Origin of the sequence: Novosphingobium sp. KN65.2, assembly GCF_001368935.1 — a bacterium.
Classification (GTDB): Bacteria; Pseudomonadota; Alphaproteobacteria; order Sphingomonadales; family Sphingomonadaceae; genus Novosphingobium; species Novosphingobium mathurense.
Genome location: NZ_CCBH010000160.1, coordinates 165,153 through 179,883 on the forward strand (window position 1 = coordinate 165,153; position 14,731 = coordinate 179,883).

The following is a 14,731-nucleotide window of genomic DNA, read 5'->3' on the forward strand; positions in this document are numbered from 1 at the left end:
GCGCGGGGCAGCCCGGAACCCGTTAAATTGCGGGCCCTTTGGGTTCCTGAACGCAGGGACGTCAGTCGAGGTTGGGACGCAGCCAGCGTTCGGCGGTCGCCAGTTCCACCCCGCGCCGCCCGGCGTAGTCCTCCAGCTGGTCGCGGCCGATGCGCGCGACTCCGAAGTACTGGCTTTCCGGGTGCGCGAAGTAGAATCCCGAAACTGCGGCGGTGGGCAGCATTGCCTGGCTTTCGGTCAGCGTGATCCCGGCGTTGTCCTGCGCCTTGAGCAGGTCGAAAAGGATCGGCTTGAGCGAGTGGTCCGGGCAGGCCGGGTAGCCGGGAGCCGGGCGGATGCCTCGATATTCCTCGCGGATCAGCGCTTCATTGGTGAACTGCTCATCAGGCGCATAGCCCCACAAGGTGGTGCGCACGTGGCTGTGCAGGCGTTCGGCAAAGGCTTCGGCGAAGCGGTCGGCCAGCGCCTTGAGCAGGATGTCCGAATAGTCGTCGTGCGCCGCCTGGAAGCGCGCAAGGTGCGGTTCGATGCCGTGGATGCCGACCGCGAAGCCGCCGAGCCAGTCGTCCTGCGTGTCGACGAAGTCGGCAAGGCAGAAGTTTGCCCGGCTGCGCGACTTCTTGAACTGCTGGCGCAGGAAAGGCAGGCGTGTGCCGTCTTCCAGCAGAACGTCATCGCCTTCGCGGTGAGCGGGCCAGAAGGCGCAGACGCCCTTTGCCGTCAGCCACTTCTCGCTGACGATCTTTTCCAGCATCGCCTTGGCATCGGCAAAAAGGTTGCGGGCGCTTTCGCCCACCACTTCGTCCTCGAGGATCGCCGGGTAGGTGCCGGCCAGTTCCCAAGCGCGGAAGAAGGGCGTCCAGTCGAACGTCTCGACAAGGTCGGCAAGGTCCCATTCCCCGAACACGTGCAGCCCGGGCTGCACCGGCGCGGGGGCCTTGTCGGCGAAGGCGGGCTTGAAGGCATTCTCGCGGGCATCGGCCAGCGGCAGGAGGTCCGACTGGCCCTTGCCCTCGCGCGCCTCGCGCACCTTCTGGTAGTCGATCGCGACCGAGGACTTGAAGCCTTCGGCCTGCGTGTCCGACAGCAGCTGCGAGGCGACGCCGACTGCGCGGCTGGCGTCGAGCACGTGGATCACCGGGCCTTCGTAAGCCGGGTCGATGCGCAGTGCGGTGTGGACCTTGCTGGTGGTCGCGCCGCCTATCAGCAGCGGAATGTTCATCTTCGCGCGCTGCATTTCCTCGGCCACGGTCACCATCTCGTCGAGTGAGGGGGTGATGAGGCCGGAAAGGCCGATGATGTCCGCATCGTTCTCGTTCGCGCTTTCGAGGATCTTCGACCAGGGAACCATGACGCCAAGGTCGATCACTTCGTAGCCGTTGCACTGCAGGACGACGCCGACGATGTTCTTGCCGATGTCATGGACGTCGCCCTTGACGGTGGCCATGATGATGCGGCCCTTGGCCTTGGCGCCTGCTTCCTTTTCCGCCTCGATGAAGGGGATGAGGTGGGCGACGGCCTTCTTCATGACGCGTGCGGACTTGACCACCTGCGGCAGGAACATCTTGCCCGAGCCGAACAGGTCGCCCACGACGTTCATGCCGTCCATCAGCGGGCCCTCGATCACCTCGATCGGCCGTCCGCCCCGGTCGGCCGCGGCCTGGCGCGCTTCCTCGGTATCCTCGACGACATAGGCGTCGATGCCCTTTACCAGCGCATGCTCCAGCCGCTTGGTCACTTCCCAGCCGCGCCATTCCTCGGCGGCCTTTTCGGCGGCCTTGTCCTGGCCCTTGAAGCTCTCGGCCAGTTCGATGAGGCGCTCGGTCGCATCCTCGCGGCGCATCAGGATCACGTCTTCGCAGGCTTCGCGCAGCACCGGGTCGATCTGGTCGTAGACGTCGAGCTGGCCGGCATTGACGATCGCCATGTCGAGCCCGGCCGGGATCGCATAGTAAAGGAAGACCGAGTGCATCGCCCGGCGCACCGTCTCGTTGCCGCGGAAGCTGAACGAGAGGTTCGACAGGCCGCCCGAAAAATGGACGTGCGGGCAGGCTTCGCGGATTTCCTTCACCGCTTCGATGAAGTCGAGCGCGTAGCGGTCATGCTCCTCGATGCCGGTGGCGACGGCGAAGACGTTGGGATCGAAGATGATGTCCTCGGGCGGGAAGCCGATGCCGGTCAGCAGCTTGTAGGCGCGCTTGCAGATCTCGACCTTGCGCTCCTTGGTGTCGGCCTGGCCGGTCTCGTCGAAGGCCATGACCACCACGGCGGCGCCATAGGTCATGCACTTGCGTGCCTGTTCGAGAAACTGGGCCTCGCCTTCCTTCATGCTGATCGAGTTGACGATCGGCTTGCCCGAGACGCACTTGAGGCCAGCCTCGATCACCTCCCACTTCGAGCTGTCGATCATCACCGGCACGCGCGCGATGTCGGGCTCGGCGGCGATCAGCTTGAGGTAGGTGGTCATCGCCTCGACGGCGTCGAGCAGGCCCTCGTCCATGTTGACGTCGATGACCTGCGCGCCGTTCTCGACCTGCTGGCGCGCGACTTCGACGGCGGCGGGATAGTCGCCGGCCATGATCAGCTTCTTGAACTTCGCCGATCCGGTGACGTTGGTGCGCTCGCCGACATTGACGAAACGGGCAGATGAAGGTGTCGCGGTCATTGTTTTTCTCGTTGAATCACTGTGCCGGAGCGGGCGTGAGCACACGCGCCAGTACGAAGTCGTCATAAGTCTTGCCGCCGACATCGAAGCGGCGGGTGCCGATCGTCTCGAAGCCGTGCTTGGCATAGAACGAAAGGGCGCGGCGGTTGTCTTCCTTTACGCCGAGCAGGAGTCGTGCATGGCCCGATGCCGCGGCGACGACCGCCTGCATCAGGGCGCTGGCAAGAACCGTGCCCTGGTAGCGCGAGAGCATGTAGATGCGCTTGAGTTCGAGATCGCCGGCATGCGCCAGTTCCAGTTCCGGTGCGCATACCATGGCATAGCCGACCGGCGCGTGGCCCGGTTCGACTTCCGCAAGCCAGGCCTTGGCGCCCTTGGCAAGATAGGCGCGATAGGTCTCGGCGCTGTGCTGGTGCACGCAGTGGGCGATGATCCCGCTGCCGTCGACGACACCGGCGAAGCTCTCGAGAAAAGTTGCCGAACCGACGAGGGAGAGGGCCTCCGCGTCTTCGGGACCTGCCTGTCGGATGCGCCAGATGGGAATGTCGTCCATGGCCTGCGTTCCTGCTTCCTCAAGCTGCCATGATGAAGGGTTCGAGACCGGCGAGGCGCGTCACCGGTTCCAGCGAGGGAACCTTGCGCGGGGCCACGCCCGTCACCTGCCGGGCGATTGCCGCGATATGGTCCGGGGTGGAGCCGCAGCAGCCGCCCAGCACGTTGACCTGGCCCGCGACGGCCCACTCGCCGACAAAGCCCGCAGTCGTGTCGGGCATTTCGTCGTACGCGCCCAGTTCGTTGGGCAGGCCCGCGTTGGGATAGATCATGATCAGCGTATCGGCGATTTCAGACAGCGTCTTGACGTGCGGGCGCAGCTGGGTGGCGCCGAACGAGCAGTTGAGCCCGATCGTGATCGGCCTGGCATGGCGTACCGCGTGCCAGAAGGCCTCTACCGTGTGGCCGGAAAGGTTGCGGCCTGAAAGGTCGGTCAGCGTCATCGACAGCATGATCGGCACTTCGCGGCCTAGTTCTGCCTCGAGCTGCTTGACCGCCATGATGCCGGCCTTGGCATTGAGCGTGTCGAATACCGTCTCGATGAGGATGAAGTCCGCACCGCCCTCGACGAGCGCGGCGGCCTGTTCCTTGTAGACGTCGACCAGCGTGTCCCAGTCGATCTCGCGGTATCCCGGGTCGTTGACGTCGGGGCTGAGCGACAGGGTCTTGTTGGTCGGGCCGATGGCGCCGGCCACGAAACGAGGGCGTCCGTCCTTGGCCTGGAACTCGTCGGCGACCTTGCGGGCGAGACGGGCCGATTCGACGTTGATCTCGCGCACGAGGTGCTCGGCGCCGTAGTCGGCCTGGCTGATGCGGTTGGCCGAGAAGGTGTTGGTCTCGGCAATGTCAGCGCCGGCCTCGAAGTAGGCGCGGTGGATCGCCTCGGGCACCTCGGGCTTGCTCAGCGCAAGGATGTCGTTGTTGCCCTTCTGCTCATGGCTCAGGCCCAGGTTACCGGCGTAGTCCGCTTCGGCGAGCTTCCAGTTCTGGATTTCGGTGCCGAAGGCGCCATCGGTAATGAGGATGCGCTTGGCAGCCTCGGCGAGGAAGGTTTCGCGAGCCGACATCAGCCGATCTCCTTGGGGCGCAGGCCGAGAAGCTGACAGATCGCGTAAGCCTGCTCGGCGCGGTTGAGAGTATAGAAGTGAAAGTCGCGCACGCCACCGTCATAAAGGCGCTTGCACAAGTCGGCAGCGGCGACCGCGGCGACGAGGGCGCGTGGGCCGGGGCGATCGTCGAGTCCCTCGAACATGGCTTCGAGCCAGGCGGGGATCTCGGTGTTGCCCGACATGCGGCGGATTGCCGAGAAACTGGTCACCGGCATGATGCCGGGCAGGATCGGCGCGGTGATCCCGGCCGCCAGCGCCTTGTCGAGGAAGCGGAAATAGGCATCGGTCGAGAAGAAGAACTGCGTGATCGCGCGCGAGGCACCTGCGTCCAGCTTGCGCTTGAGATTGTCGAGGTCCGCCTCGGCGCTCGTCGCGTCGGGGTGGATTTCCGGATAGGCGGCGACCGAGATGTCAAAGCCGTGTCGCGCCTTGATCCCGGCCACCAGATCGGCGGCGCTGGCGTAGCCTTCCGGGTGAGGCACGAACCTGCCTCCGTCGGCTGGCGGCGGATCGCCGCGCAGGGCGACGATATGGCGCACACCCGCTTCCCAGTAGCGGTCGACGATCTCGTCGATCTGGGCCTTGCTTGCCGCAACGCAGGTGAGGTGGGCGGCGGGTACGAGGTCGGTCTCGCGGATGATTCGCGAAACCGTGGCATGGGTGCGTTCACGGGTGGAACCGCCCGCGCCGTATGTGACCGAGACGAAGCTCGGACTGAGAGGGGCAAGCTGGGTGATCGCTTCCCAAAGCTGCGTCTCCATCTTCTCCGTCTTGGGCGGAAAGAATTCGAAGGAGACGGAGATGTCGCCCGGCTGCACCCCGAACAGGGGGGCATCAGCCGGTCGGATTGCGGCGGTCATGGGCGCGCGGCCTTTCCTTGAGCATTGTCCTGGTTTTCGGGCGCCGTGCCTGAGTTGCGGCGTCCGGTCCAGATTTTCACGGTGAGAGGATCCCCCGGCAGAGCCGCGGGCGATTCGGGCGCGAAGCCCGCATCGGTGAGAAGGCCGAGCATCTGCTCGTCCGAGAAGCCGAGTCGGGCGTGGGCGTGGCGCTCACGCAACTCCTCGCGCTCATGCGCGGCGAGATCGACGACGGCGATGCGCCCGCCCGCGCGGGTAACCCGCGCGGCTTCGGCCAGCACGGCCCCCGGTTCCTGCGCATAGTGCAGCACCTGGTGGAACAGCACGGTATCGAATGCTGCGTCGGCGAAAGGCAGGGCGGTAAAGTCCCCCTGCACCAGATCGAGCTTGTCCGATGGCAAAGATTGCAAGCGGGCGCGCGCAATTCGCAACATCTCCGGACTCTTGTCGAGCGCGGTCACGTGGCTGGCACGGTCGGCGAGAAGCTCTGCCATGCGTCCTGTGCCGGTGCCGATATCGAGCAGCTTGCCGGCCTTCTCGCCGTCGAGCTTGCCGAGCAGCGCCGCTTCCACCGGTTCGTCCGCACCGTGGAGCTGGCGCAGCGTATCCCATTCCTGCGCATGACGGGCGAAGTAGGCTTCCGCACTGGCTTCACGCGCGGCGCGAATCGCGGCGAGGCGGCGGCGATCCTCGGCGCAGCGCGCAGAAAAGGCCGCATCGTCGCGCTCGGCGATGGCAAGAAGACGGGCCGCGGCGGCACCGAGCGGCGGGGTGCAGTTTTCGCTCACGGCGCTGCGCAGGAAGACCCAGCTGCCTTCCTTGCGGCGTTCGGCAAGGCCGGCATCGCACAGGATTCGGATATGGCGAGAGACCCTCGGCTGGCTCTGTCCGAGCACCTGGGCAAGCTCGCCGACGGCAAGCTCCATATGCGCCAGAAGACGCATGATGCGCAGGCGCGTCGGCTCCGAAAGAGCCCGCAAGAGAGGGTCGATCCGCATGGAAAAGCATATAAAGATATCTTTATATGTACGCAACCCCTAGGATTTCAGCGGGTTTTGCCCCCTCTACTTCCTATTTGCGTTGCACCATAACCTCGTCTAAAGAATGGCGCTGCAGGCTTGCCTGCAAGCGTTGGCGCCTGCGCCAAACAATGCAAGGGGATTCGCATGAAGAAGATTGCTTACGCCGTGTTCGCGTCGGCTACCGCTCTGGCTCTCGCAGCTTGCGGTTCGGAAGCTCCGACCGACGAAGGTACCGAGTCGGTTGAAACCGTTCCCGGTGAAATGATGACCGGCGACGCGACGGACGCTCCCTCCGAGGAAGCTACCGAAGCGATGTAATCCGGCCGGGGGTTCGGCGCCAGCCATTCGGCTCGCCGACCCCCAGTTGCCTTCCGTCTGCATCCTGTGGGGTCAACGGAAGATCCCGTCTTCGGACGGGGAAAAGCCCTCCCATCCGGGAGGGTTTTTTTGTTTGCGTTTTACTTGCATGACATCTGAGGCGCGGGCATCACTTGACCTATGCCCGATACGCTGAAGATCACCCTCGCGCAGCTCAACCAGTCGGTGGGGGATATCCCGGGCAACGCCGAAGGCGTATTGGCGGCGCGCAAGCAGGCCGCCGGGTCGGACCTGATCGTCTTCCCCGAACTGCACCTCGTGGGCTATCCGCCAGAGGACCTCATTCTCAAGCCTTCGCTGATCGAACGGGCCGCGGCCGAACTCCAGACGCTTGCCAAGGCCAGCGCTTCGGCCGGTCCGGCAATGCTGGTCGGCACTGCCATCGTCCTCGATGGTGCGCTGCACAATGCGGTTGCCCTGCTCGACCAGGGCAAGGTCGCGGCCGTTCGCCTCAAGCACGAGCTGCCCAACTACGGCACTTTCGACGAGATGCGGCTGTTCCAGCCCGGACCGCTTCCCGAACCGATCATCCTGCGCGGCACGATGATCGGCGTGCCGATCTGCGAGGATATCTGGCGTCCCGAAGTCTGCCGCCACCTGGCCGATTTCGGCGCCGAGATCTTCATCTGCATCAACGGCAGCCCTTACGAGATCAACAAGGACGCGCTGCGCATCGAGGGCGTGGCCAAGCGCCGCGCGGTCGATACCGGCCTGCCGCTCGCCTATCTCAACCGCGTCGGCGGGCAGGACGAACTGGCCTTCGACGGGGCGAGCTTCGTGGTCAACGGCGATGGCGGCCTTGCCGTCCAGTTGCGCGACTGGGAGGAGCAGGTCGTCCAGACCAACTGGACCAAGACGGCGCAGGGCTGGCGTTGCGATCGCGGGCAGTTGGAAACCCTCGCCGAGCATCCGGAGGACATCTATTGTGCCATGGTCCTGGCGCTGCGCGACTATGTGAACCGCAACCGTTTCCCCGGCGTCGTTCTCGGCCTGTCAGGCGGGATCGATTCGGCGGCCTGCGCTGCGATCGCCGTCGATGCCCTGGGGGCGGAACGGGTCTGGGGGGTGATGATGCCTTCGCGCTTCACCAGCCAGGCAAGCCTCGACGATGCCGCGGCCTGCGCCAAGGCGCTGGGCATCCGGTACACGGTCATGCCGATCGGCTCGGCCGTGGACGGTTTCGATTCGATGCTGGGCGAAGCATTTGACGGGACGAATCGCGGATTGGCGGAAGAGAACCTGCAGTCGCGGGTGCGCGGCACCGCGCTCATGGCCCTGTCCAACAAGTTCGGGCCGATGTTGATGACCACCGGCAACAAGAGCGAGATGAGCGTCGGCTATGCGACGATCTACGGCGACATGGCGGGGGGCTACAACCCGCTGAAGGACGCCTACAAGACGACCGTCTTCGCGATCTCGCGCTGGCGCAACCGGCACGTGCCGCGCATTGGCCTCGGACCGGAAGGCACTGTCATTCCCGAGCGCATCCTCACCAAGGCACCGACCGCCGAACTGCGGGACAACCAGCGCGATTCGGACAGCCTTCCGCCTTACGATGTGCTCGATCCGATCCTCCTCGGCCTCGTTGAACACGACAAGAGCGTGGAGCAGGTGGTTGCCGAGGGCTTCGACCGTGCAACCGTCGAACATGTCGAGCGGCTGCTGCACCTGGCCGAGTACAAGCGCCGCCAGGCTCCTCCGGGGGTAAAGCTCACGGCGCGCAATTTCGGCCGTGACCGGCGCTATCCGATCACCCATGCCTTCCGCAGCGGCGGAGAGGTCAGCGATGCGCCGCTGGGCACCTCGCGCAGTTCGTCGACCTGACGGGGCCACCGGTGCTTCAGCTTTGCGGCCTTTGGTCCTAGACTGACCGTTCCATCCACCGCGAGGAGCAGGGCGGGAGCGGCCATGGACAAGATGACGGCCATGCAGATCGACGGCCCGGGCAAGGCGCCGCACCGGATCGAGCGTCCGGTTCCCCAGCCCGGCCCCGGCGAAGTGCTGGTGAAGATCGCCGCCTGCGGCGTGTGCCGCACCGACCTGCACGTTCTCGATGGCGAAGTGGCGGCGCACTATCCGGTGATTCCCGGACACGAGATCGTCGGGCGAATCGTGGCGTTGGGAGAGGGCGTGTCGGGCTTCTCCGTCGGGGAGCGGGTCGGCATTCCCTGGTTGGGCCACAGCTGCGGGACATGCCGCTATTGCCGCGAGGGGCAGGAGAACCTGTGCGACCGCCCTCAATTCACCGGAGCCACACGCGATGGCGGCTATGCCACGCACGTCACCGCCGATGCCCATTTCTGCTTCGCGCTGCCCGAGCGGTTTTCCGATGTCGAGGCTGCCCCGCTTCTGTGCGCGGGGCTGATCGGCTGGCGGGCCTTGCGCCTTGCCGGCGATGCCCCGGTGTTGGGGCTCTACGGCTTCGGTGCGGCGGCGCACATCCTCGCGCAGATTGCGGTCTGGCAGGGGAGGCGCGTTCATGCCTTCACCCGCGACGGCGACCGGGAAGGTCAGGCCTTTGCCCTCTCGCTGGGTTGCACTTGGGCCGGAGGCTCCAGCGATCCGCCGCCCGAAGAACTCGATGCAGCGCTGATCTTCGCGCCGGTGGGCGGACTGGTGCCGCTCGCACTCAGGGCCGTGCGCAAGGGCGGGCGGGTCGTTTGCGCGGGCATCCACATGAGCGACATCCCCTCATTCCCTTACGTCGATCTGTGGGGCGAGCGGCACGTCCTCTCCGTAGCCAACCTGACCCGGGAGGACGGCACGAGTTTCTTCGAAGTCGCGCAGCGCGCCGATCTTCGGATCGCCACCCAGACATTCCCGCTCGATCAGGCCGCAGCGGCGCTGGAGGCGCTGCGGGCGGGCGAAGTCCAGGGCGCGGCCGTTCTCCTGCCGACTGGCGGGTGATCCAAGGCCGGGGCGAACTGTCCCTTTGACGCCGCGCACTGCGCGCCGTAATCGCAGCGGCCATGACCGTAACAACGCGCTTCGCTCCTTCGCCCACAGGGCACCTGCATGTCGGCAATATCCGCACGGCGCTGCACAACTGGTTGCTCGCCAAGCAGGCGGAGGGGCGGTTCGTGCTGCGTATCGACGATACCGACGCCGCACGCAGCCGCGAGGAATACGTCGAGGCGATTCGCGCGGACCTTGCCTGGCTGGGCATTCATCCCGAAGGCGAGGAGCGCCAGTCCGCCCGCTTCGAACTGTATGAGCGTGAGTTCGAACGGCTCAAGGCCGCGGGCCGCGTCTATCCCTGCTGGGAAAGTCCGCAGGAGCTTGAACTCAAGCGCAAGGTCCTGCTCGGCCGGGGACTGCCGCCGATCTATGACCGGGCAGCGCTGAACCTTGGCGAAGAAGAGAAGGCGGCGAAGATCGCTGCGAGCGAGATGCCGCACTGGCGCTTCCTGCTGGACCGCGAGCATGCGATCGAGTGGGTGGACGGCATCCGCGGCCCGCAGAACTTCGATCCGGCGCAGATGTCGGACCCGGTAATCCGCCGTGCCGATGGTTCCTGGCTCTACATGCTGCCCTCGGCCATCGACGATGTCGACATGGGCGTGACCGATATCCTGCGCGGGGAAGACCATGTGTCGAACACTGCCGCGCAAGTGCAGATGTTCGAGGCGCTGGGCGCCGCGCCGCCGCGTTTCGCGCACGAGGCACTGCTGGTCGGAACCGAGGGCAAGCTGTCCAAGCGCCTCGGCTCGCTGGGCGTTTCGCATTTCCGCGAGGCGGGCATCGAGCCGCAGGCCGTCGTCGCGCTGCTGGGACGTCTCGGCACTTCGGACCCGGTCGATCCCGCACTGGACGGCGCCGCGCTGGCTGAGGGTTTCGACCTGTCCCGTTTCGGGCGTGCGCCCGCGCGTTTCGACGAGTTGGAACTGGAGCGCGTCAACGCCGCCATAGTTCATGTCCTGCCTTTTGCCGATGTTGCCGACCGTCTGCCGGCTGGCATGGACGCCGCGGCCTGGGAAGCGGTGCGGCCCAATCTTTCGCATGTCCGCGAGGCGGCGGACTGGTGGCAGGTGGTGACCGGGCCGATCGATGCGCCTGCTCTCGATGACGAGGCGCGAGCCTACCTGGCGCAGGCAGCGCAAGTGCTGGCGGCGACGGAGTGGCAGGCCGATGTCTGGAAGGCGCTGACCGGCGCGCTCAAGGATGCGACCGGGCGCAAGGGCAAGGCACTGTTCCTGCCGCTGCGACAGGCGCTGACCGGGCGCGAGCATGGCCCGGACATGGCCGCCCTGCTGCCCCTGATCGGGCGCGCTGCGGCGCTGGAACGTCTGGAGGTTGCCTCGCAGGGCTGAGCGCCCCGCGAGGAAATAGGGTGGAAAGGGGGCGTCAGCCCCTCATTCCATGCACCAGCCGTGGCTGGCGATCAGCGACTGGCCGGTGAGCGCGTTGGTTTCGAAGGCCGCGAAGAATAGCGCGACTTCGGCGATGTCCTCGACCGTGGTGAACTCGGTATCGACGGTTTGGCCGAGCATGACCTTGCTGACGACTTCCTCTTCGGAAATGCCCAGTTCCTTGGCCTGTTCGGGGATCTGCTTGTCGACCAGCGGGGTCTTCACGAAGCCCGGGCAGATCACGTTGGTGCGCACGCCCTTCTTGCCGCCTTCCTTCGCGATCACCCGCGAAAGGCCGAGCAGGCCATGCTTGGCGGTGACGTAGGCGGACTTGAGCGGGCTCGCTTCCTTGGAGTGGACCGAGCCCATGAAGATGATCGAGCCGGACTTCTGCCTGTACATGTGCGGGATCACCGCCTTAGACGTCAGGAACGCGCCGTCGAGGTGAATGGCGAGCATCTTCTTCCAGTCGGCGAAGGCGAATTCCTCGATCGGATTGACGATCTGGATGCCGGCATTGGAAACGAGGACATCGACCGTGCCCCAGGTATCGACGACCTTGGCGACGCCGTCGTTCACCTGTTCCTCGCTGGTCACGTCCATGGCCACCGCCATGGCCTGAGTGCCGAACTTTTCGCGGATGTCGGAGGCTGCCTTCTCGGCCGCATCGATGTTGAGGTCGGCAATGGCCACCCTGCCGCCTTCGGAGGCGTAGCGGTGCGCGATGGCATTGCCGATCCCGCTTGCCGCGCCGGTGACGATGCAGACCTTGTCCTTCAGCTTCATGTACCTGCTCCTGCTCTCGTTCGGGTGCTCAGCGGCAATCGCTGGCAAGGTCGAACGTTATGATTTCGTCGGGCCGCAGGCGGCGGCCCGTCCAGTCGGGATGCTTGAGCGAGTGGATCGCTTCGGCCTTGCCCGCTGCCCAGTGCTCGTTAACCGTCATGCGCGAGAACTCGTAGTCCTTCGAATTGGATTCGTAGGATTTTCCGCGATTGATCAGGTGCATCACTGCGACCGGCCCGGCCGGTCGGCATGCCAGCAGCGCGGCAAGGTCGGGGTCGTCCCGAAATTCTTCAGGCAGCCGATCTGCCAGCCGATGCGCCGCCGCACGCAAGGCATGGAGGCGGCGTGACATGTCGGTGTTGAGGCGGGTGCGGCTGGAGTAGCGGATGTCCTTCTCGCGCTGGGCGACGTCGGCCATCGTGCGCGGCTCTTCCCCGCGCGAGCTGAACAGGTCCACCTGGAACACGGTCATCTCGCACTGGCTGCGGTTGTCGAGGACGTATTGCAGCGGCGTGTTGGAAACGAGGCCGCCGTCCCAGTACCATTCGCCGTCGATCTGCACCGGGGGGAAGCCGGGTGGCAGCGCGCCGCTGGCCATGATGTGCTCTGGCCCGATCCTGCGTTCGCGGTTGTCGAAATAGGCGAAGTTGCCGTTGAGCATGTTCACCGCACCGACGCTGAAACGGGTTTCACAGCGATTGATGCGGTCGAAATCGACCAGCTCGAGCAAGGTCGCGCGCAACGGCGCGGTGTCATAGTAGCTCAGCGATCCCAGTTCGACCGGCCATTCCGGGTTGAGCGGCGGGAGCAGGCGCGGATTGTAGAAGCCGGGAATGCCGATGGTCGCGGCAACGAAGGCCGAAGCCTCGTTGAAGGCGCGGCGGGCGAAACCGATGCGCTCGTCCAGATGGAATTGCAGTTCCGAGGATACCAGGTCCCAGAAGCGCCGCAGCTGCGAAAGGCGGTCTTCGGGAGCATTGCCGGCTATGATCGCGGCATTGATCGCGCCGATCGAGATTCCCGCGATCCAGTCCGGCGTGGCGCCATGATCGGCAAGCGCTTCGAAAACGCCGGCCTGGTAGGCCCCGAGCGCGCCGCCGCCCTGCAGGACGAGTACGGTTTGCATGTCGGCATAGGGCGCGTGGATATGGGCATTCATGGCAGGGTCCTGCTCATGGGAATGTTGCACTGCAGCAGGTGGGGGTGCATTCAGCGCCTTGCAACCCCTCTCCCCAAAGAATCGGCGAGGCCGGTATCATGGCACCGGTTTGGGCGCATTCGTCTTGCCGCCGTCATGTTCGAACGAGATAAGCCGCTTCCATGAAACGCTTTCTGTCCCTTGTCCTGCTCGGACTGCTGTCGGCCTGCGCCATCCCCCGTGCGATTGAGCAGACCGCCGCGCCCGTTGAAGTCGGGATCATCGCCATCAACGATTTTCACGGCGCGCTCGAGCCGCCCAAAGCCTCGATCGGGGCGTCGGACGGGAACGGTGGCACGGTCGCGGTGCCCGCTGGCGGGGCGGCGTGGCTCGCTTCGGCTGTCGATTCGCTCAAGGCCGAGCATCCCAACAACGTGGTGGTGGCCGCCGGCGACCTGACCAGCGCTTCGCAGCTTGCCTCCTCGCTGCATCTCGATGAGCCTGCGGTGGGTGTGATGAACCGCATCGGGCTTGAGTTCAACGCGGTCGGCAACCACGAATTCGATCGGGGCTGGAAGGAACTGCAGCGATTGCAGGACGGCGGCTGCGAGAAATACACGCGACTCCAGCCCTGCCAGCTCGAACAGTTCAAGGGCGCTGGCTACCGGTACCTCGCGGCCAGCACCTACAAGCCCGACGGTTCGACGCTGTTCCCCGCGACCGGGATGAAGACATTCGGTTCGGGCGCCGGCAAGGTGACGGTCGGATTCATCGGCCTCTCGCTGCGCGAAGTGCCCACGCTGGTCGCGCCCGAGCAGATCAGGGGCCTGACTTTCGGGGACGAGGCCGAGGCGATCAACCGCGAGGTGCCCCGCCTGAAAGCGGCGGGCGCCGATGCCATTGTCGTGCTGATCCATCAGGGCGGCAAGACAACCGGCGAATCCGATCCCAACGGCTGCGAGGGGCTGAACGGCGGGATACTGCCGATCCTTGCCAGGATCGATCCCCGCGTCGACGTGGTCGTCTCGGGCCACACCCACTGGGCCTACGTCTGCAATTACGGCGAGATCGATCCGTCGCGGCCGATCCTGCTGACGAGCGCGAATGTCTACGGCAAGGCGGTGACCGACATCACGCTCACCATCGACCCGGCAAGCCATCGCGTTCTCGCCAAGCAGGCGCACAACGTCATCGTCCAGTCGCAAGCCTATTCCAGCGGCCGCGGCGCGGTCGCCAATACGGCGCTCTATCCCGCGTTCCAGCCGCGCGCTGACGTCAGCGCCTATGTCGCGCGCTACGTGCACAATGCACAGGCGCAAGTCTCGCGGCCGGTGGGGCACTTGTCGGGACCGGCTTCGAAGTCGGCGAACGAGGGCATGACCGGCGGTTCGCTGGGCAGCCTGATCGCCGATGCGCAACTGGCCGCCAGCCGCGAGGCCGGGGCGCAGATCGCCTTTACCAACCCCTTCGGCATCCGCGCGCCGATCGATCCGGGGCCGGACGGCGAAGTGACCTTCGGGCAGGTCTATGCGGTCCAGCCGTTCAACAATACCCTGGTGACGATGACGCTGACCGGCGCGCAAGTGCGCGAGGTCATCGAGGACGGGCTGAGCCGGGCGAAAGTCCAGCAGGTGCTTGCACCGTCTGCCAATGTGCGCTTTGCCTACGATTTGCGGCGTCCTGCCGGTGAGCGCCTGCTGTCGCTGACGGTCGACGGCAAGCCCGTCGATCCGCAGGCCGACTATCGCGTGACCGTGAACAACTTCCTGGCCGAAGGCGGCGACGGCTTCGCGACATTCACCAAGGGCAGGGATGTCCGCAAGGGCATGGTCGATAGCGATGCCTTCCAGCAGTGGATCGGTGCGGTTCCGG

The 14,731-nt window shown here is 65.5% G+C and carries 12 protein-coding genes; 5 read left to right on the plus strand and 7 right to left on the minus strand.

Annotated elements, in window-relative coordinates; genetic code table 11:
- Positions 1–61: 61 nt before the first annotated feature.
- From metH to SPHV1_RS14160, 5 genes are read right to left on the minus strand one after another with little or no spacing between them, the layout of a single operon-like run.
- On the minus strand, positions 62–2,665 hold the full coding sequence (metH, locus tag SPHV1_RS14140) for a methionine synthase (protein ID WP_054946663.1): 2,604 nt from the start codon (positions 2,663–2,665) through the stop codon (positions 62–64).
- Between the two features lie 16 nt (positions 2,666–2,681).
- Positions 2,682–3,218 carry a GNAT family N-acetyltransferase gene (locus SPHV1_RS14145; RefSeq protein ID WP_054946664.1) on the minus strand — a complete coding sequence of 179 codons (537 nt, stop codon included), beginning with the start codon at positions 3,216–3,218 and terminating at the stop codon, positions 2,682–2,684.
- A gap of 19 nt (positions 3,219–3,237) precedes the next feature.
- Positions 3,238–4,284, minus strand: coding sequence for a homocysteine S-methyltransferase family protein (locus SPHV1_RS14150; protein ID WP_054946665.1), 1,047 nt, complete (start codon positions 4,282–4,284; stop codon positions 3,238–3,240).
- Positions 4,284–5,186, minus strand: coding sequence for a methylenetetrahydrofolate reductase [NAD(P)H] (metF, locus tag SPHV1_RS14155; RefSeq protein ID WP_054946666.1), 903 nt, complete (start codon positions 5,184–5,186; stop codon positions 4,284–4,286). The genes SPHV1_RS14150 and metF overlap by 1 nt, the downstream gene beginning before the upstream one ends.
- A complete protein-coding gene (locus SPHV1_RS14160; protein WP_054946667.1) occupies positions 5,183–6,184 on the minus strand; it encodes a metalloregulator ArsR/SmtB family transcription factor in 1,002 nt (333 codons plus the stop codon). The genes metF and SPHV1_RS14160 overlap by 4 nt, the downstream gene beginning before the upstream one ends.
- Before the next feature lie 168 nt (positions 6,185–6,352).
- Between SPHV1_RS14160 and SPHV1_RS25480 the strand changes: the two genes are divergently transcribed.
- The 4 genes from SPHV1_RS25480 (at position 6,353) to gltX (ending at position 10,896) form a co-directional block, all read left to right on the plus strand.
- Positions 6,353–6,526 carry a hypothetical protein gene (locus tag SPHV1_RS25480; protein ID WP_176167982.1) on the plus strand — a complete coding sequence of 58 codons (174 nt, stop codon included), beginning with the start codon at positions 6,353–6,355 and terminating at the stop codon, positions 6,524–6,526.
- A gap of 180 nt (positions 6,527–6,706) precedes the next feature.
- Positions 6,707–8,410 carry an NAD+ synthase gene (locus SPHV1_RS14165; RefSeq protein ID WP_054946668.1) on the plus strand — a complete coding sequence of 568 codons (1,704 nt, stop codon included), beginning with the start codon at positions 6,707–6,709 and terminating at the stop codon, positions 8,408–8,410.
- An 84-nt stretch (positions 8,411–8,494) separates the two neighbouring features.
- A complete protein-coding gene (locus tag SPHV1_RS14170; RefSeq protein ID WP_054946669.1) occupies positions 8,495–9,493 on the plus strand; it encodes a zinc-dependent alcohol dehydrogenase family protein in 999 nt (332 codons plus the stop codon).
- A gap of 62 nt (positions 9,494–9,555) precedes the next feature.
- Complete coding sequence (gene gltX, locus SPHV1_RS14175; RefSeq protein ID WP_054946670.1) at positions 9,556–10,896, plus strand: glutamate--tRNA ligase; 1,341 nt, start codon at positions 9,556–9,558, stop codon at positions 10,894–10,896.
- Between the two features lie 42 nt (positions 10,897–10,938).
- On the opposite strand, the gene SPHV1_RS14180 is transcribed toward gltX, so the two are convergent.
- Together SPHV1_RS14180 and SPHV1_RS14185 are read right to left on the minus strand one after the other, a co-directional pair.
- Positions 10,939–11,721: a 3-hydroxybutyrate dehydrogenase gene (locus SPHV1_RS14180; RefSeq protein WP_054946671.1), complete on the minus strand. Its 783-nt coding sequence runs from the start codon at positions 11,719–11,721 to the stop codon at positions 10,939–10,941.
- Between the two features lie 28 nt (positions 11,722–11,749).
- Positions 11,750–12,880 (minus strand): patatin-like phospholipase family protein, encoded by a 1,131-nt coding sequence (locus SPHV1_RS14185; protein ID WP_054946672.1) that lies wholly within the window; start codon positions 12,878–12,880, stop codon positions 11,750–11,752.
- A 161-nt stretch (positions 12,881–13,041) separates the two neighbouring features.
- Here SPHV1_RS14185 and SPHV1_RS14190 point away from each other — a divergent pair.
- A partial coding sequence (locus SPHV1_RS14190) for a bifunctional UDP-sugar hydrolase/5'-nucleotidase (RefSeq protein WP_054946673.1) occupies positions 13,042–14,731 on the plus strand: 1,690 nt, incomplete at its 3' end.